Origin of the sequence: Tissierella carlieri, from assembly GCF_018917285.1 — a bacterium.
GTDB classification, from domain to species: domain Bacteria; phylum Bacillota; class Clostridia; order Tissierellales; family Tissierellaceae; genus Tissierella; species Tissierella carlieri.
Window position 1 is genome coordinate 150467 of the sequence record NZ_JAHLOH010000019.1, and the last position, 18191, is coordinate 168657.

Below are 18191 nucleotides of genomic sequence, written 5' to 3' on the forward strand. Positions count from 1 at the left end.
CGGCTACTTTTCTTCACATAATACATTTAATTTTTTATCTTCCATAGAAAACACAATTTCTTTCATTTCTGGAGCTATTTCTCCGTCTATGTTTATATATATTTTATCTCTCGTCTCTACCTTAATAGTTTTTCCCTTATACATTTTAACATACTTCTTATATTTAATATGATTCCCTTTAAAAATAGTAGGAAATAAAAATAGTAGTTTTAATTTATTAATATTCGAAACTATACATATATCTAAGTATTCATCATCAACTTTTGCCATAGGTAAAATTTTCATTCCACCACCATAATATTTCCCATTGCCAACTGCCAACAATATTATCTTTTCTTCCATAATATTATCGTCTATAGTTATTTTCACTTTCTTTTTTTTGAAACTTAATAATGTATATATAACGCTAACAGCATAAGATATTCCACTCTTTATTACCGTCTTTATACTTTGATTATTTATTACAACTTCTGCATCAAACCCAACGCTAGCTATATTTAAAAAATTAGAATCATTAACACACCCAATATCTATATCTTTTTTTAGTCCCCTACATAAAGTTTCTAATGCCTTAACGGGCTCTGTTGATATACCTAAACTTTTTGCCATATCATTTCCTGTACCTCCCGGCACAATACCTAGGGTACCTTTACCTATGTTAATTAATCCTTTAGCTACTTCATTTACAGTTCCATCTCCACCTACTGCAACTGTTATTTCATAGTTCTCTACACTGTCTTCTGCAATATTGATAGCCTCTTTAGGTCTCGTAGTCAACTTTATTTCATAATCTTTTTCGTGCTTGTCCATTATTTCCTTAATTAATGGAATCAGCCCCTTAGCCTTTCCTCCACCAGCAACAGGATTTATAATAAAAAGGATTTTACTCATCTGCAATTATCCCCCTATTAAAGAGTCTTTTCATTATATTCACCCATCACTGCTCTATCTATGGCTTGCATTTCCTCTACAGATAATGGATATATAGACTTCCCAAACTTAATTGGTTTTGCATAGCTAGTAGTATGTTCTCTGCCATAAATACTGGTGAGAACAAAGCCATTTTGGAACTTGTCCAATAATGCAATAGAAAAGCTTAAATCTGACCCCATATCACCAAAGGCATTATACCTTACAAAGCCAACCTTTTGAATAGCAAAGGCTAGCTTTGTTTCAATACTTTTCATGTTTTCTTCTATATTATTCATATCTACACGAATATCTTTCAATTCTTCACCAGTTTTTATTAGAAGTTCTTCTACGTTTACACCCTTTACACCTCTAGTAAACTCATTATATTTCTTTTTTATCTTTGATATTCTTATTTCAGCTATTAGATATAATACTAATAATACAAGTAATGCTGCAATAAGTCCTATCATAATCTCTATATTGTACGATGCCACAAAATCTCTTAGCTGAACCATATAACTTCTCCTCTCTATACTTCCTTGGCTATTTCCCTTAACGCTTTAATAGCAAATTCTATTTCTTCGTGGGTATTTTCATATCCAAAGCTAAATCTAACTACTCCTTGCTCAAAAGTTCCTATAGTCTTATGTGCTAAAGGAGCACAATGCAGTCCTGGTCTTACTGCAATATCATATTCTTCATCTAAAATATAACTTATTTCAGATGAGTCCGCATCTCCTATGTTTAAAGCAACAACTGGTGCGTGATAACCAGGCTCTAGATATCCATAAACCTTAATTCCATCTATTTTAGATACTTCTTCAATAAAATGTTTTGTAAGACCTTCTTCTTTGTTTCTAATGTTTTCTATACCTTCTTCAAATATATATTTGATACCAGCACCAAGTCCTATTATACCAGGAGCATTTGGTGTACCAGATTCAAATTTATCTGGGACTACATCAGGTTGATCCAATGAATGAGAAATACTACCTGTACCGCCCTGAAAAATTTCAACTAATTCTATACCATCTCTAATATAAAGTCCACCAGTACCTTGGGGCCCTAATAATCCTTTATGACCCGGAAAGGCAAGAAGGTCTATATTCATCTTTTCAACATCAATATCATAAACTCCAGCTGATTGGGCACCATCTACTAGATAAATTATTCCATGATTTTTTGCAATCTTTCCAATAGTTTCAATATCCATTATATTTCCTGTCAAATTTGAGATATGAGTAGTTACAATCATTTTAGTTTCTGGTCTTATGCTCTCTTCAATATGTTTTGGATTAATTCTTCCCTTAGAATCCCCCTGTACTATGGTGTTTGTAATCCCTAATTTCTCTAAAAAGGTAATAGGCCTTAAAACAGAATTATGTTCCATAGAAGTGGTGATCACATGATCACCTGGTTTTAAGACTCCTTTTATAGCCATATTTAAACTTTCTGTACAATTAAATGTAAATATTACATCCATAGGATTTTTTATATTAAAAAGTTTACTAATTTGAGTCCTAGTATCAAATATTCCCCTACTTGCTTTTAATGCTTTTTTATGGCCTGACCTTCCCGGGTTAGCGCCATACTCTATCATAGCTTCCATTATAGCATCATAAACTGCCTTTGGCTTTGGATAAGATGTTGCTGCATTATCAAAATATACCATAAAATCACTCCTATTTTCTAATCATCAATTCATATTAATCCTCATTATAAGATTCAATAAAATCAAATTTTTCCACATCAAATAGCCCCATATCTGTAAGCTTTAATTTGGGTATTACTGGTAGAGCCATAAATGCTAATGTCATAAAAGGATCTATATTTTTATTTACCTTCAATTCATCATAGGATATTTTAATCATTTCCTTTAAAGTAGAATTTGTTTCCTCGATAGGTTTAGATGTCATTATACCGCCAATTTCTAAAGGTAAGCTTTTTAATACTTCTCCTTTAGATACAAGTGTGAGTCCTCCGCCAATCCTTTTTAATTCTTCAATAGCTATTAAGATATCTTCATCATTATCTCCTATGATTATTATATTATGTGAATCATGACCAACTGTTGAACCTATGGCACCATTTTTTAATTTAAAATTTTCAATAAGTCCTACTCCTATATTACCTGTAGCTAAATGCCTTTCAATTACAACAAGTTTTAATATATCATCATTAGAAAAACCAAAATATCCGTCTACTGTATTTACTTTTTTTACTATTCTATCTGTGACTAGACTATCTTCTATTACACCTATTATATTAGCCTTATTTGTTTTCATAGGAATTTGGATATCTTCTATCCTTATATCTTTTATCTTTACCGATTCAGTCATATTTTCTGGCAAATATATTGCAGAATCGAACAAAGCCTTATTGTCCTCAGCTACTAATTTTCCACTTTTAAATACTTTTAATATATTTAAATCATCTAAATTATCTATTACAACTAAATCAGCCATATATCCCGGAGCTATGGCCCCCTTATTTTTTAGACCATAACATTCTGACGGATTTAATGTAGCCATTCTAATAGCATCGACAGGATTAATGCCAAACTTTATCGCCAGCTTAATATTAAAGTCTATACTACCTTCATTAATTAAATCATCAGGATGCTTATCGTCAGTACAAAGCAAAAATCGTCTCAAATTATCTTTATTTACCCCATGGATTATATTTCTTAAATCTCTTGCTGCCGAGCCTTCTCTAAGAAGGACATACATACCAAGCCTAATACGATCTATTACTTCCTCTATAGTAGAGCATTCATGCTCTGTTTTTATCCCTGCAGCCACATATGCATTTAGGTCTTTGTCACTAATCATGGGTCCATGACCGTCTATTATCTTATCATTAAACAAAATTAATTTATCTAATATGTTATCATCTACACCTATGACTCCAGGATAATTCATCATTTCACCTAATCCAATTACATTATCTTCATCTATTAAATCTTTTAGCTCTTTAGCTTCCAGTATAGCACCTGCATTTTCAAAATTTGTGGAAGGTACACAACTAGGTAACATTACTTGAACATCTAACGGAACATTTTTACTATCCTCAATTATATATTTTATTCCCTCTACACCTTTAACATTTGCTATTTCATGAGGGTCAGCTATTATTGTAGTTACTCCCCTAGGTACTATTACTTTAGCAAATTGAGAAGGAGATGACATAGATGATTCTATATGAACATGACTATCTATAAATCCAGGAGACAAGTACTTACCTTCTAAATCTATTTCATTCTCGCCTTTATATTCTCCTATTCCTACTATCTTTCCATTATCAATAGCTACATCACCTTTAATTATTTCACCACTGAAAACATTTATTATATTTGCATTTTTAAGTACCAATTCCGAATTTTTAGCACCTTTAGCCTTAATTATGAGATCCTTAAGTTGTTCCTTAAACATTCTGTTCCCCCCTAAGCTTTTAATAATGAAGACCTTTCTACTTATACTACTATTATACTACATTATTTTTATTATTACATAAAGAAAAAGAGAAGGTTTTCCTTCTCTTATCCTAATCTTTTGTATACTATATCCAATAATTTTTCTTTTAATTTCTTTCCTTCATTTAGAAGAGTATTTACCTTAGCTGAGATGTCTTTCTTGAATTCTTCATCTTTAATGCTACCTAGGTTAATAGTTACATTAAATAATGCTCCTTCTAAGCCTGAATAAGCTAATAATGTACCTACCCCAACATCTGTAATAGCATTTACATTTCCGTAATTAGCAAAAACTTCTTGTAGCTCTAATATTCTCAAGCATTTTTCAGCACATCTTAGAGGAACCTCTAAAGCTACCTTATATCCTTCTTGTATTGCTTTTGTTCTTGTCGCTTTTTCCTCATCAGTTTCTTTTGGAAGTTTGAAAGCTTCCATTACCTTATCAAAGGCTTTTGTATCCTCGTCTACAATACTACTCAATTCTTGAACAAGTTTTTCAACTTCTTTTGAATTTTGAGCTATTTCTGACTTAATCTCATCTGAAAGCTCTTCATATACTTTTTTGCCAACTGTCAAATTATTAACCATATTAGTAAGTGCTCCCCCGAGGCTACCTACTAAAGCTGCAACACTTCCACCTCCCGGTGTAGGCTCTCCACTAGCTGTAGCACCTATGTATTCCTTTAGGCTTTTGTCTATAAACATTTACATACACCTCCTAGTTGTATTTTACTATAAATGCTGAAAAAAGGGAACATCAATTGTTCCCTTTTTATAATCTTTATTTATTATATAATTCTCTTATTTATTCTTATCTTTGTTGCTTTATAAATGTAGTATCATAATCCTTTAATATAGCAGATGCTTGTGGTGCTAATATTAAAAGACCTATTAAGTTAGGAATAACCATCAGACCATTAAATGTATCCGCCAAATCCCATACTAAATCAACTTTCAGAAATGAACCTAAAATGATAAAGCCAAGTACTACAATTCTATAAATATTTACAGCCTTAGGTCCAAATAAATATTTGATATTTGCTTCTCCAAAGAAATACCATCCTATTATAGTAGTAAATGCAAAGAAGAATAAACTAATAGCTATAAATGTTAATCCAAAATTCCCAAGGCCTAGTTGAAATGCCTTTTGAGTCATTTCTATACCTGTAAGGCCTAAAGTATTAGCTCCTGTAACTAAGTTGATTAGTGCTGTAACTGTACAGATAACTAATGTATCTATTATAACTCCAACCATAGCAACCATACCTTGTTGTGCTGGGTGATCTACCTTTGCAACTGCATGAGCATGTGGTGTTGAACCCATACCAGCTTCATTGGAGAATAATCCCCTTGCAATACCAAATCTAACAGCCTGCTTCATTGTAACTCCCAAAGCCCCACCTACTGCTGCTTGAGTAGTAAATGCACCTGCAAATATACTCTTAAATGCTGGCCCTATTGCAGAAGGATTTTTAAATATTATTACAAAACTACCTATAATATAAAGTAAGGCCATAAATGGTACTACTAACTCTGCAAAGCTAGCAATTCTACTCATACCTCCTATTAATATAAGAGCTACAAATATTGCAGTTGCAACTCCTATGATAACCTTATTAACTCCAAATGCTGCATTAACAGCTGTTGCTATTGAGTTTGACTGAACCATATTACCAACAAATCCTAATGCTATTATTATAGTAACAGCAAAAAATCCTGCCAAAAACTTACTTTTTACACCCCTAGATAAATAATAAGCTGGACCTCCTGTAACTTCATCGCCAGATCTATCTGCATATTTTTGTGCAAGTACAGCTTCACCAAAGTTAGTAGCCATACCTAATATTGCAGATATCCACATCCAGAAGATAGCTCCTGGACCACCAGCTGCTATAGCTGTTGCTACACCTGCTAGGTTACCTGTACCTACCTGTGCTGCTACTGCAGTAGCCAAAGCTTGGAAAGATGTCATTCCATCTGCATCGGCTTTTTTATCTTTTTTAAATATTCCCCCAAAGGCTTGCTTAAATCCTGGGCCAACCTTGCTAATTTGTGGGATTCCTAGTCTAAAAGTATAATAAATTCCTGTACCTAATAAAGCATATATTAGGAATTTTTCCCACAAAAATTCGTTTATTAAAGTAACAAACTCTCGCATTAAAACCTTCCTCCTCTTTTAGTATAATAAATTTTTATGACACAGTTCTTAATATATCATTTCTCTATAGTTTTGTAAACTATATTTTGTTAATTTTTCTTCAAAGATTGTATTTTATTCTAATTCCTCTGTCTTATATTGCCTATTTTATATATAAATAATCCATTTTTTGAATAAAAAAACAACCATTTTTTGGTTGATTCAAATTGTTAACATTCTATATTCCAATAGTTTTTTATTTAGAATTTAATTTTGCCTTAAAATATGCTACAATTAACATTATTCGGATAATATACATAATTAATAGTTATCCATAAAATTTATATAATTCTGGGGGATTTAAATGAATAATGATATATCTAGTTATTTAGATAAGTTTGACGATCAAACAGTTCAAAGATTCTATTCAATACATGAACTTATCTTCGACAGTACATCTAATAAAATAGATGAAAAACTGTGGGCTAAGCTACCTTCATATTATGTTGAAGATAAATTTATTCGTATTATACCATTTAAGGATCATATTAATATCGAAGCAAATGCTGTACTTCTTTATAAAAAAGAACTTTCTGAATATAAAATAACTCCTAAAGGCATGTTGCAAATTTTTCATAATCAACCAATTCCTATTAAAGTATTAGGAGAGATATTTAAAAAAACTCTCCAATAGTCAATTACTTGAATAAGTCGTCTAAATATGAAATTACATTTTTCTTTTATGCTTGGTCCAACTAGCTTTTGATTTTTTAGATACAGAATTTTATAAAAATCAAATGGCTTTTTGATTTTTATGTAATCAAAAAGCCATAAGCCAATGATCTAAATCAACATTTGCAGGTTTATTTTTATATCATATAGAGATTACTCCATTTATGACTATTTTAGCATTTCCTCCAATTTTAACTATTGGCTTCTCATTCTTTTCTATAATTTCACAGTAAATAGTACTAGGTCTATTCATAGATTGACCTTGATAAGATATTATATTATTATCTTCAATTAAATTATTTTTCTTTAAAAAATAAATTAAGGCACCATTTGATGTTCCTGTAGCAGCTTCTTCATCAATCCCTACTAAAGGAGCAAAATTTCTCGTATATACAAAGCTTGAATTTATTTCTGGTAAATGAAATGCATGTACACCAGTTACACCTAAATCTTGAGAAATCTTTGCTAAAGTTTTCATATCAATATCTAATTTATCTAATACTTCATTTTTCTTTATAGGTAATATAATATCTGGGAGACCTGTAGAGATTATTTCTGGATATATTATATCATCTAATACTCCAACTTCATTTATATTAATCCCCATTGATTCAATTAAAGGAGATATATCGCTAATTGAACCAATTTTCTTAGGAGTAGCTTGTTCCATAAATATTTTATCTACTTCACCATTTTTGAATATTATATCAACAGATAGTTTACCTGCTTTTGTATCTTGATAAACTGTTTTTACACCATTAGCAATGGATTTAATATATCCCATTTTTGCTAAAGTATAAAATGTTGCAATTGTAGCATGTCCACATAAATCTACTTCACAAACGGTTGTAAAAAATCTTACTGTAAATAAATCATCATATCTTGAAGTGACAAATGCAGTCTCAGATAAGTTCATTTCCTTGGCAATATTTTGCATTATATCCTCAGTTAAATATTTAGCATCTAAAACTACTCCAGCTGGATTTCCTCCAAAAGCCTTATCAGAAAAAGCATCTACTTGATATATATTTAATTCCATATATTTCTCCTTTCAGTCTTTCCAAATAAAACAAATTCTTACTTAGTTAAAACTTCTATAATTCTCTCCAAATCTTCATATCCATAATACTCTATTTCAATTTTTCCTTTTTTATTTCCTTGTATCAAATTAACCTTTGTGCCTAATGTTCTCATTAAGTTTTCTTCTAAATCCATTATATGAGGATCCCTATTTTCTTTACTATTAGTGCTTTTAGTTGCTATAGTTTTTTTATTAGTCATTTCCTCTGTCTGCCTGACATTTAAATTATTATCTATTATTTTTTTTGCAGCTAATAATTGTTGTTGTTTATCTTTAATACCTAATAGAACTTTACCGTGACCAGATGTTAACTCTCCTTTAGCTATATAGTCTACAATTTCACCTTCTAAATTTAAAAGCCTAACTGTATTTGCTATATATGATCTGGATTTTCCTACCTCATTTGCTAATTCTTCTTGAGTTAGATTATAATCTTTCATTAATTTCTTATATGCTAAAGCTTCTTCTATAGGATTTAAATCTTCTCTTTGAATATTTTCAACCAAAGCAAATTTTGCTGATACCTCTGTATTTACATCTTTTATAATGCAAGGAACTTCCTCTAGTCCAGCCGCCTTACAGGCTCTTAGACGTCTCTCCCCTGCTATTATTTCATATTTATTTTTTACCTTCCTAACTATAATTGGTTGTATTAGTCCATGTATTTTTATGGAATTAGTTAAATCTGATAGTGCATCTTCGTGGAATTCTTGTCTCGGTTGGTTCTCATTAGGTATAATCAATTTTATATCTATGTTTTCAACGAGCTCATTTGACGGTTTGCCTTCATCAACTATTATTTCTTCAGAAATTAAAGCAGATAATCCTTTACCCAACCCTCTTTTTTTTACACTCATATTATCACTCCTCAACTAATTCTAAAAACTCTTCAGCTAGCTCCATATATGCCTCTGCACCCTTTGATTTAGAATCATAATCCATAATTGATAATCCATAGCTTGGTGCTTCAGCTAATCTTACATTTCTAGGAATAAGACTTACGTAAACCTTACCTTTAAAAAAGCTTTTTACTTCATCTACTACTTGTATGGATAAGTTTGTTCTACCATCAAACATGCTAAGAACAACTCCTTCAATTTCCAAGTTGGGATTCAATCCTTTTTTTACAAGTTTTATTGTTTCAAATAATTGGCTTACACCTTCTAATGCATAGTACTCACACTGAATAGGTATGATTACACTGTCAGAAGCAACTAATCCTATTACAGAAAGTATTCCTAAGGATGGAGGACAATCTATGAAAATATAGTCGTATTTATCTTTAACATTTTCTAATTTGCTTATTAGTATCTTTTCCCAATTTCCTTCTCTAGCTAATTCTATTTCTAAGCCTGCTAATTCATTATTTGATCCAATTATGCTTACACCTTCTGCTGAAGTTTCCCTAATAGCATCCTTTAAATCCACTTTATTTACCAATACATCATAGATAATAGGATATCCATCATTTTTCTCCACTCCTAGTCCCGAGGTTGAATTACCTTGAGGATCAATATCAATCAAAAGAACTTTCTTTCCTAACTTTCCTAATCCTGCGCTTAAATTTATGGTGGTTGTAGTCTTTCCAACACCACCTTTTTGATTGAATATGGATATAATTTTGCCCAAAAAACCACCACCCTGTGTTTCATCTTATTACTTATATGATATCAGATTATGTTAATATTTGAAAGAAATCTTTAATGTTCCACGTGGAACATTAAAGGAATAGCAAAACTAATTTTCATAGAAATATGTAGCAGATTTATGAATTAGTTCTTCAATACCAAATTTATAGTACGGCATTAACTCATCTGCTTTCCAAATATCTACCCAAACTATTTCAGAAATTTCTTGAGGATTTTCAATTGAAATATTTCCTCCAATAATTTCCCCTCTAAATGTGATAAAAACGATATGTTCATCTTCCTCTTCAAAAAAACATTCGTTTACAGCAGCTACATCTTTGATCTTTACTAAAAGACCTGTTTCCTCACGTACTTCCCTAATAACAGCCTGTTCTAAAGTCTCATCTTTTTCTACTGCACCTCCAGGCATAGACCAACTATTACTATCACAATTATATACCATAAGTATCTGTTTACTTTCTTCATTGTATATTAGGCAATACACAACATTTACTTTTTTCAATTATATCACTCCTCAGAATAAAACTAGTCAAACTTATTGAAGAAATATGTTACGTCATTATCCTTTCCATCACTTGTTTTTTCACCACCAGATTTTTCATACAATAAACAGGCACCAGTATTGTTTTTTTGTGTAAACAAAAAAAATCTACAAATCCCCGTCAGCTTACATAAATTCTTTATATCGGTAAGCATCTGAAATCCAACACCTTGCCTCTGATACTCTGGGAGCACGCCTACTTCATGAATGTATAGCATATTTCCTTTGCTATCAAGTCGATTAAGTTCATATCCATATGCAAATCCAATTATTTTTTCTTCTTGAATACACGCAAAAATCCAATTGTTTGGATTTAAAAGAAATTGCCTTGCATTTTCCTCAACAATAAATCCATTTCTAAAATTCTTTTCCATTTGTAATACAATATCTAAATCAGAGAGACCTAACTTTCTAAATTCCCGTTTTGTTATCATATTAGCACCTCATTACATAAATAATTTTCTAATTAAAATTTAATATCATAGTAAATATAAAAAATCTTCTATTAAAAAATTAAATCCTTTTTTGAAAATAAAGAACAAATGAGGACTTTATTATAGATTATAGAAGTATCTATTTATCCTATTTCTCTACCTGATTGACATTTATAATTTCTAATCATCATTCCTTGAGCTTTAAACATTCCTTGTTTTTTATAAAATGATTGTAAGTCTTCATCGCATAGTAAATCTATCATATAAAAATCATTTAGTTCCTCTAACATCCTTTTAACTAGTTCAGTTCCTATACCTTGATTCTTATATTTAGGCAACACCTCTAAAAGAGGAATATATGCAGATAAAACTCCATCACTAATAGCATTTATAAAACCAATTATCATATTATTTTCATCTATAGCAACTATAGATTTATAACTACCTTCTAAAATTTCTCTATGTTTTTCTACACTAGGTGGATTTGGCCATCCGTCAAAGAAACCTTGTCCTATTTCTAAGTATTTTAAATTTGAAGAGTATGTTTTATACTGAATCAATTTTCTCACTCCTTTATAAATATTAATTTCCTTAAGATAATAACAAATGGCTTATTAATGTTCCACATGGAACATTAATTATTATATCTCCCTTCTTCTAAAAATGGAGCATACATCATAATGGCATGGTTTTCTGTTATATATTCATGGCCAATTAAATTCCCTTCCAAATCATATTTATTTCTATATAGAATATTATGTCTTGTATATCCACCCCAAAATTCTGGCTGAATTTTATGTTCTTTTTCATAAACCTCGTATTCATATATTGGCTTCGACACACTTCTCCATTCCCCATATAAATATTCTTGTTCTATTTCTATATAAAGTTGATAAGGCTCATTTGTTTCATTTTTTATCATCAAATCTCTATAATTATAAACACAAGTTGCTCCACTGCCAAAGGGTTGAGTTCTATTAGAATCAGGAAAAACATCATAGCTATGCCTATATCTTTCTACAACTGTTAAGGGTGTATGTATTGTCATCCAGTATATAAGATTTGATAGCTGACACAATCCGCCACCTACTCCAGATTTAAAACTACCTAAAAATAGCACCATACCATCTTTATAGCCTTTTCTTCTTGTAGGTTTTCCTACTAATTTCCAATAAGAAAATGTCTCTCCTGGCCTTACTATTATTTTATTTAACCTTGCAGTAGCAATTTTTAAATTAATTATTTTATTATACTGTAAATACATATCTACATTTTTTAACTGCCTTATTAATGGAGTCTGATGTGCAAACTGAATGTAAGGTAACAATGTATTAGATTTTTTCTTTGAAAACTTCACTCCTCCAAATATCCAATAAAGATACCTTTTAGAAGTAAAATAACACTTCCCTGCTATTAATCTAAGTTTTGATCTTTCAATAGGTCTTAAGCTCATTTAACTCACCTATTTCCCCTATTATACTTTTTAATTTTCTGCTCCTTAATTAAATAACTTATAAAAACAGCTCCTATTGAAACAATTAATTTAATCTTCCAAAGATGAAAGAAGTTTCTTATTAAATAGTCTATTGATCTAAACATCAGAAATTTAATAGGCGAAACATAGTCTATCTTTACACCTGGAAAGAATCCAAACAATATATATATTATAATAAAAGCTATAAAAAAATTGCTTTTATTATCCTTCATCTTCTTCACCTCGTTTTATGCTAAACTAATCTATTTTAATCATATCATAAATAAATTTAATTTAGTGATTATTAAGTAATTTGTAATAATAATGTAATTTGATAATAAGGATTATTGTATTGATTTTAGATTGTTAGTTATATTACTTCTTGGGTATATCTAATTTAAGTATAAATAAATATAAATAAGGAGTGATCCAATGACTAATATAAAGGTATTTTCGGACTTTGCTTGTCCCTTCTGCTATATAGGATTTTCAATAGCTAATAAGCTGATACAAGAAATCCCTAACATAAATATTGAATGGTTACCCTATGAATTAGATCCCGACTTGTCCTTAGAGGGAGTTTATTTGACTAATCATATTCCTCAAGAGCAAATAGATATGAGCTACAGAAGAATTGAAAGACTTGGTTCAGAATATGGATTAATATATAATAGCAAAATTAAAAAATTTAATACCCATAGATTGCATAAGGCAGCTCTTTATGCACATGAAGAAGGCAAGTATTACGAGTTTGCTAAAGAAGCTTTTAAAACAATTTTTGAATATGGTAAAAATGTTGGAGAACCTATAATAATTAATGAAATAGGATTAGTAGCTGGATTAAATATAGTAGAAATGAATAATTGTATTGACAATGGCAGCTTTGATGAAAAGATGAAAGAAGCTAAATATTTAGCATCTGTATATGAAATAGATAGTGTACCTACCTTTATAGTAAATGATAAGAAGAAAGTAACACTATTAAAAGATTATGAAAAATTTAAGAAAGATTTATTAGAATAAATCTTTTAAAGCAATAAATGTTCCACGTGGAACATTTATTGCTTTATCTTTTTAATTTTGATTTTTTTATGTTTTCTAGACTTATATTTTATATAATTAATTGCTAACGACAGTTTTGTTCAGATAAAAGATATTTATCTTCTCTACATTAACGAACCATTTCAATAAATTAACATATCTCTTTAAATATATCTGTGTAAATAATTTTTCCGTTTAACTCTTTTTACTAAAATATACTTTGCTGAAAATCTTATTTTAAAACCATTTTCATCATAGTTTTCACATCTATTACGTAAAAAATATAACTTTTAAAATACTAGAGATAATGTCCAATTGTTATAGCATCATATAACTTTAATTGATACATAATATCCATTTGGTTATATCCCATCGCCTTACTAATAGTTCTAAAAATTCATACTCTACTCCGTGACAACCTAAAAAATATATTACTATCAAATAATTGATACTTTTTTTATATAATTTTATTTATAAATGTTTTCATAATAATATGATAACTAAATATAATTAGCTCTTCAACAATAATATTTAAAAACCTTTTACTATATAATTTCAATAATCCATTGAAAAGCACTATAGGCCCAAATTTAAGTTATACTTGTTAATCATACCTATTATATGGACATCCCCTGAAAAGTTTCTTAAATCTCAAAATACAGCCTCGTTTTTAATAGCCCATCTGGTAAATTTTAGACATTGGTTAAAACAACATCGGAAATATTTTAAAATAAATAATTTAAAAATATTAATATATGATAATACTAAAAAATATTTTTATAATATTTATATAAAATTTAATAATGAACTTTATATTATGAAGCAAACTATTATAAGTGATTATTTTTGGATAGCCCGTCGTACAATTCTCCAAATTCTACTTGCAGATAAGACAATAAGTTACTAATGAAATTATTTATAAATCATAACTTTAAAAATTTTATAAAATACCTTTAGTTTTTAAATATTCTTCTGCTTTTTCCATTCTTCGTCCATTATTTTTTACAAAGAGGTCATAGCGTCGCTTAATCCACATGTAAGTTTTATCTCTAACATATGAATCATCTGCGCCCTGAATAAAAGGAACACAAGCAGTAAATGAGTCAAAGCTCAATAGAGCCTCAAAACATTCCAGTTGTTGAATGTCCTTTCTAGTAACGTTTACATAACCTTCTAACATATATTCTTTTAAATCAATACCAAACCATGAATAACAAAGAATTAATGTATTTGCAATATCATATCGACAATCAACAATCTTTGACTTTTCCCAATCCAAAATATACAGCTGTTTTTTATCAGTAAATATAACATTCCAAAAATGATAATCGCCATGATTAAGGCAAATATTATTAAAGTTAACCTCCTTAAATCTTCTACAGAGTGAATCAAGAATTTCTAAATATTCCATTTCCCCTAGATTTATTATTCTATTTTTTAGTGATTCTATATAATCACTAAAATACTTCTTTTGGCTTGTATAATAACCAGGAATGACTTCTTTAATTGAATTAATATCTAGAAAGTGTATATATCCCAATGTCTCTCCAAACCTTTTCATCAAACATCCAAATTGCTCTCTATCATTTATATAAATTTTATCGAGAGTTTTACCCTTTATCTTTTCCATAATAATTAAAGTCTTTTCTTCATCTTCAAAATATATTTCCGGAATATTTATATAATCGCTATTAAGATAACTTTTAAATATAGCCAGTTCTTTTTTATATTTTGAAACACCACTATTACCTTTATAAACCTTTGAATAATCCTTAAAAACAACATCCTTAGAGAATTCCAGTTGATTTATATAATATTTAAGATTAAACATAGCTATATCATTACTAAAGCCTTCATTAACGAATTGTAGATTTGTCATTTCTATATCTACTTGCTTTTTGGTTTTCTTTTCAATTAATTTTTTTACATTTTCACTAAGTCTCTCCTTATCCATAGTCCTCCCCTCATATCTTAATACTTTATCAGCCATATCATATACCTATTAATATCTTCTATTTTCTCTGTTATAACTTTATAAATTCATAATATAAATGTAAAAACCTAATAATTATACTCATGGTCACTGACCTTTATTTTTTGAATTAAAGCCTCATCCTTCCATGGCTTCCTTATTTCTATTAAATTTAAAACATTATATCCTCTTTTAGCTAAAAAAGATATCATCTTATCATTATTAGGATTTACCCAATTATAAACTGTGTCTTCTCCTAGCTCTCTGGCAATAGTTTCCGCTTTCTGATATAATTTTGATGCTACTCCCTTTCTTCTTGAATCATGAGAGACAAATAAAGACTCAACCCATACTACACTATCATCAATTCTACAAACTAAATATCCTAATAACTCTTTCCTATCACCTTCCACAACAAATATAGGATATTTTGCCTCCATATATTCTTTAAATTCTTCTCTTCCTTGCTCAATATTAATAGATGATTTAATTCCTTTAAGTTCCTTTAGCTCTTCTCTAAATTTTGCTATCAGTATTGATATTTTCTTTTCATCTTCAAATTTTGGTAATCTTATAATCATAATTTATTTTCTATCTTTAACTTTCATCATCAAGGTCTATAATTATTTTTCTACAACTAGAACATTTATAGCTTTTCACCTTTGCTTCAGATAAAAAGTTATTTTTATTTAATTTTTCTGATTAAAATACCCAAGCTTCTAAGGTCGGTTCTATATTTTGTGGCAACCATATTATTCCTTTCCGTACTCCATAACCTCCTCCGGAAATAAATCCGGAAATAAGTTCTTTATTGCAATATGGACAATTCATATTACACCCCCAAGATATTAATAAATTCATTGATATACTACATCTACTTTTGTGCATCCTAATAGCTTATTTATAAATTTAACCTTTTCTTTATTTTATAATTTACTAACCTTTAACAACATCATAACCCAGTACTTTTAATTCATCAATAAATAAAATAATGTTCCACGTGGAACATTATTTTATTTATTGATGAATTTCTATAATATGTACTTGCCCATATGAATATATATATTTTATATGAAATAATAATTCAAATACAGGGAGAATCTAAATGGGAAAGATAATAAAAGACCTTAACAAACTATTAAATCTTACGATTGTAATTATTATATTGATGTCATTAACCATATACGACATATATCCCGAAGCTATATATACATTTTCAAATAATCAGACAGCAATCGTATCAAAAGGACCAAAAGAGGAAAAGATTTTAGCCTTAAGTTTCGACGATGGACCTCATCCCACATATACTGTTGAGATTCTTGATATACTAAAGGAATATAATATTAAAGCAACATTTTTCGTTCTAGGTATACATGCTGAATTATATCCAGATATAATAAATAGGCAAATATCAGAAGGACATGAAGTTGGTAATCATTCCTATTCTCATGTAAACATGAAAAAAGCCTCTAAAACCGTAATTAAGGAAGAATTTAAAAAAACACAAGACATAATTTATTCCATAAGTAATGTAAAACCTAAAGTCTTTAGACCTCCTTATGGTAATTATAATGATGAAGTAATTAAAATAGTCAGTAGTGATAATACATCTATTGTTCTTTGGACTTTCTATCAAGATTCAAAGGATTGGAGCAACCCAGGAGTAGATTCAATAGTGAATACTACTTTATCAAAGGCACAAAATGGAGATATTATACTTTTTCATGATTATGTATATAAAGAGGAAAGCCATACTGTAGAGGCCTTAAAAATAATTTTGCCTAAATTAATTGATGAAGGATATAAATTTGTTACAATGTCTGAATTAATTAACATTACCGAAGAAAGAAAGGTGTTGAATAATTATAATTAAATTTTAACTGTATTCATTATATATAGTAAAAAGTCAGGGATACTCCCTGACTTTATTTTGGTATTTTGACAACTACTTCTACATGGTCACCTTTATCTACCTCTTTATACTCAGCCTTAACACCAGTATCTTTAATTGCAGAAAAAGCCTTTTTAATTGTATTTAGATAAATTCTAATATTTATCATACTCTTAATGTTTTGTTTTACTTCATTATCCTCTCTCTTAGTTAAATCATCTAATATATCATTAACCAATTCCTCTGTCTTATTTACATTTAGTTCATTCTTTATTACTTTTTCTAAAATTTTTCTTTTTAAATCATCGTCAGCTAATTTTAATAATGCTCTTCCATGTCTCTCTGTAAGATTATATTCTAATAAATTTTTCTTAATATCCTCTGGTAATTTTAGAAGCCTTAATTTATTAGCAATTGTCGACTGATTTTTTCCCATCTTTTCAGCTATTTCTTGTTGAGTGAATCCATGGTCCTCTATTAAATTATTATATCCTTCAGCTTCTTCAATAAAATTTAAATCTTCTCTTTGTAAGTTCTCCATTAATGCAATTAAGGCAGATTCTTTATCCCTGTAATCTACTATAATAGCTGGTATCTCATGAAGTTCAGCCAATTCCGAAGCCCTAAGCCGTCTTTCTCCAGCTATTAACTCATAAGAATCTTCCTTTATCTGTCTAACACTAATTGGCTGAATTACTCCATAAGATTTTATCGATTGACTTAACTCTTCTAATGATCTTTGATTGAAATCTTTTCTAGGTTGATATGGATTTGGTTTAATATCAGATATAGGAATATATTTGATTTCCGGTTGAAAATTTTTCATATGCATCCCTCTTCTCAATTGACTTTAAT

20 protein-coding genes and 1 pseudogene are annotated in these 18191 nt (G+C 29.3%); 3 read left to right on the top strand and 18 right to left on the bottom strand.

Going from position 1 to position 18191, the window contains the following annotated elements; genetic code table 11:
- Nucleotides 1-3: 3 nt before the first annotated feature.
- The 6 genes from KQI38_RS05010 to KQI38_RS05035 form a co-directional block, all read right to left on the bottom strand.
- Nucleotides 4-891 (bottom strand): diacylglycerol/lipid kinase family protein, encoded by an 888-nt coding sequence (locus KQI38_RS05010; protein ID WP_216556556.1) that lies wholly within the window; start codon nucleotides 889-891, stop codon nucleotides 4-6.
- Between the two features lie 17 nt (nucleotides 892-908).
- The gene (locus KQI38_RS05015) at nucleotides 909-1427 is read right to left on the bottom strand and encodes a DUF4446 family protein (RefSeq protein WP_216556558.1); all 519 of its coding nucleotides are present in this window, start codon (nucleotides 1425-1427) and stop codon (nucleotides 909-911) included.
- A gap of 14 nt (nucleotides 1428-1441) precedes the next feature.
- Nucleotides 1442-2584, bottom strand: a complete 1143-nt coding sequence (locus KQI38_RS05020; RefSeq protein ID WP_216556560.1) for an aminotransferase class V-fold PLP-dependent enzyme — start codon at nucleotides 2582-2584, stop codon at nucleotides 1442-1444.
- Between the two features lie 34 nt (nucleotides 2585-2618).
- Entirely contained in the window at nucleotides 2619-4343 is a 1725-nt protein-coding gene (ade, locus tag KQI38_RS05025) for an adenine deaminase (RefSeq protein WP_216556562.1), read from the bottom strand.
- Between the two features lie 107 nt (nucleotides 4344-4450).
- A complete protein-coding gene (locus KQI38_RS05030) occupies nucleotides 4451-5089 on the bottom strand; it encodes a cyclodeaminase/cyclohydrolase family protein (protein ID WP_216556564.1) in 639 nt (212 codons plus the stop codon).
- A 106-nt stretch (nucleotides 5090-5195) separates the two neighbouring features.
- Nucleotides 5196-6542: an alanine/glycine:cation symporter family protein gene (locus tag KQI38_RS05035; RefSeq protein WP_216556566.1), complete on the bottom strand. Its 1347-nt coding sequence runs from the start codon at nucleotides 6540-6542 to the stop codon at nucleotides 5196-5198.
- 343 nt (nucleotides 6543-6885) lie between these two features.
- On the opposite strand from KQI38_RS05035, the gene KQI38_RS05040 reads away from it, so the two are divergent.
- Nucleotides 6886-7215: a hypothetical protein gene (locus tag KQI38_RS05040; protein ID WP_216556568.1), complete on the top strand. Its 330-nt coding sequence runs from the start codon at nucleotides 6886-6888 to the stop codon at nucleotides 7213-7215.
- 180 nt (nucleotides 7216-7395) lie between these two features.
- On the opposite strand, the gene KQI38_RS05045 is transcribed toward KQI38_RS05040, so the two are convergent.
- The 8 genes from KQI38_RS05045 to KQI38_RS05080 form a co-directional block, all read right to left on the bottom strand.
- A complete protein-coding gene (locus KQI38_RS05045; protein WP_216556570.1) occupies nucleotides 7396-8292 on the bottom strand; it encodes a PhzF family phenazine biosynthesis protein in 897 nt (298 codons plus the stop codon).
- Nucleotides 8293-8330: 38 nt separating this feature from the next.
- Complete coding sequence (locus KQI38_RS05050) at nucleotides 8331-9191, bottom strand: ParB/RepB/Spo0J family partition protein (RefSeq protein WP_216556572.1); 861 nt, start codon at nucleotides 9189-9191, stop codon at nucleotides 8331-8333.
- A gap of 4 nt (nucleotides 9192-9195) precedes the next feature.
- The gene (locus KQI38_RS05055) at nucleotides 9196-9963 is read right to left on the bottom strand and encodes a ParA family protein (protein ID WP_216556574.1); all 768 of its coding nucleotides are present in this window, start codon (nucleotides 9961-9963) and stop codon (nucleotides 9196-9198) included.
- Between the two features lie 108 nt (nucleotides 9964-10071).
- Nucleotides 10072-10485, bottom strand: coding sequence for an NUDIX hydrolase (locus tag KQI38_RS05060; protein WP_216556576.1), 414 nt, complete (start codon nucleotides 10483-10485; stop codon nucleotides 10072-10074).
- A 23-nt stretch (nucleotides 10486-10508) separates the two neighbouring features.
- On the bottom strand, nucleotides 10509-10958 hold the full coding sequence (locus tag KQI38_RS05065) for a GNAT family N-acetyltransferase (protein ID WP_216556578.1): 450 nt from the start codon (nucleotides 10956-10958) through the stop codon (nucleotides 10509-10511).
- 143 nt (nucleotides 10959-11101) lie between these two features.
- A complete protein-coding gene (locus tag KQI38_RS05070; protein ID WP_216556580.1) occupies nucleotides 11102-11518 on the bottom strand; it encodes a GNAT family N-acetyltransferase in 417 nt (138 codons plus the stop codon).
- 74 nt (nucleotides 11519-11592) lie between these two features.
- On the bottom strand, nucleotides 11593-12411 hold the full coding sequence (locus tag KQI38_RS05075; RefSeq protein WP_246565593.1) for a VanW family protein: 819 nt from the start codon (nucleotides 12409-12411) through the stop codon (nucleotides 11593-11595).
- A gap of 5 nt (nucleotides 12412-12416) precedes the next feature.
- A complete protein-coding gene (locus KQI38_RS05080) occupies nucleotides 12417-12665 on the bottom strand; it encodes a hypothetical protein (protein ID WP_216556582.1) in 249 nt (82 codons plus the stop codon).
- 199 nt (nucleotides 12666-12864) lie between these two features.
- On the opposite strand from KQI38_RS05080, the gene KQI38_RS05085 reads away from it, so the two are divergent.
- Nucleotides 12865-13455, top strand: a complete 591-nt coding sequence (locus KQI38_RS05085; RefSeq protein WP_216556584.1) for a DsbA family oxidoreductase — start codon at nucleotides 12865-12867, stop codon at nucleotides 13453-13455.
- Between the two features lie 958 nt (nucleotides 13456-14413).
- Here the strand turns inward: KQI38_RS05085 and KQI38_RS05090 are convergent.
- From KQI38_RS05090 to KQI38_RS22580, 3 genes and pseudogenes are all read right to left on the bottom strand, one after another.
- Entirely contained in the window at nucleotides 14414-15427 is a 1014-nt protein-coding gene (locus KQI38_RS05090) for an aminoglycoside phosphotransferase family protein (RefSeq protein WP_216556586.1), read from the bottom strand.
- 107 nt (nucleotides 15428-15534) lie between these two features.
- Nucleotides 15535-16026: a GNAT family N-acetyltransferase gene (locus KQI38_RS05095; protein ID WP_216556588.1), complete on the bottom strand. Its 492-nt coding sequence runs from the start codon at nucleotides 16024-16026 to the stop codon at nucleotides 15535-15537.
- A 16-nt stretch (nucleotides 16027-16042) separates the two neighbouring features.
- Nucleotides 16043-16333, bottom strand: a pseudogene (locus KQI38_RS22580) (PF20097 family protein).
- Nucleotides 16334-16550: 217 nt separating this feature from the next.
- Here KQI38_RS22580 and KQI38_RS05100 point away from each other — a divergent pair.
- Entirely contained in the window at nucleotides 16551-17318 is a 768-nt protein-coding gene (locus KQI38_RS05100; protein WP_246565597.1) for a polysaccharide deacetylase family protein, read from the top strand.
- Between the two features lie 52 nt (nucleotides 17319-17370).
- On the opposite strand, the gene noc is transcribed toward KQI38_RS05100, so the two are convergent.
- Nucleotides 17371-18162, bottom strand: coding sequence for a nucleoid occlusion protein (gene noc / locus KQI38_RS05105; RefSeq protein ID WP_094904230.1), 792 nt, complete (start codon nucleotides 18160-18162; stop codon nucleotides 17371-17373).
- Nucleotides 18163-18191: the final 29 nt, after the last annotated feature.

Bases quoted from the DNA above. Each gene is read 5' to 3' on its own strand.
- KQI38_RS05010 (WP_216556556.1), bottom strand. From the start codon at position 891: ATGAGTAAAATCCTTTTTATTATAAATCCTGTTGCTGGTGGAGGAAAG.
- KQI38_RS05015 (WP_216556558.1), bottom strand. From the start codon at position 1,427: ATGGTTCAGCTAAGAGATTTTGTGGCATCGTACAATATAGAGATTATG.
- KQI38_RS05020 (WP_216556560.1), bottom strand. From the start codon at position 2,584: ATGGTATATTTTGATAATGCAGCAACATCTTATCCAAAGCCAAAGGCA.
- ade (WP_216556562.1), bottom strand. From the start codon at position 4,343: ATGTTTAAGGAACAACTTAAGGATCTCATAATTAAGGCTAAAGGTGCT.
- KQI38_RS05030 (WP_216556564.1), bottom strand. From the start codon at position 5,089: ATGTTTATAGACAAAAGCCTAAAGGAATACATAGGTGCTACAGCTAGT.
- KQI38_RS05035 (WP_216556566.1), bottom strand. From the start codon at position 6,542: ATGCGAGAGTTTGTTACTTTAATAAACGAATTTTTGTGGGAAAAATTC.
- KQI38_RS05040 (WP_216556568.1), top strand. From the start codon at position 6,886: ATGAATAATGATATATCTAGTTATTTAGATAAGTTTGACGATCAAACA.
- KQI38_RS05045 (WP_216556570.1), bottom strand. From the start codon at position 8,292: ATGGAATTAAATATATATCAAGTAGATGCTTTTTCTGATAAGGCTTTT.
- KQI38_RS05050 (WP_216556572.1), bottom strand. From the start codon at position 9,191: ATGAGTGTAAAAAAAAGAGGGTTGGGTAAAGGATTATCTGCTTTAATT.
- KQI38_RS05065 (WP_216556578.1), bottom strand. From the start codon at position 10,958: ATGATAACAAAACGGGAATTTAGAAAGTTAGGTCTCTCTGATTTAGAT.
- KQI38_RS05075 (WP_246565593.1), bottom strand. From the start codon at position 12,411: ATGAGCTTAAGACCTATTGAAAGATCAAAACTTAGATTAATAGCAGGG.
- KQI38_RS05080 (WP_216556582.1), bottom strand. From the start codon at position 12,665: ATGAAGGATAATAAAAGCAATTTTTTTATAGCTTTTATTATAATATAT.
- KQI38_RS05085 (WP_216556584.1), top strand. From the start codon at position 12,865: ATGACTAATATAAAGGTATTTTCGGACTTTGCTTGTCCCTTCTGCTAT.
- KQI38_RS05090 (WP_216556586.1), bottom strand. From the start codon at position 15,427: ATGGATAAGGAGAGACTTAGTGAAAATGTAAAAAAATTAATTGAAAAG.
- KQI38_RS05095 (WP_216556588.1), bottom strand. From the start codon at position 16,026: ATGATTATAAGATTACCAAAATTTGAAGATGAAAAGAAAATATCAATA.
- KQI38_RS05100 (WP_246565597.1), top strand. From the start codon at position 16,551: ATGGGAAAGATAATAAAAGACCTTAACAAACTATTAAATCTTACGATT.
- noc (WP_094904230.1), bottom strand. From the start codon at position 18,162: ATGAAAAATTTTCAACCGGAAATCAAATATATTCCTATATCTGATATT.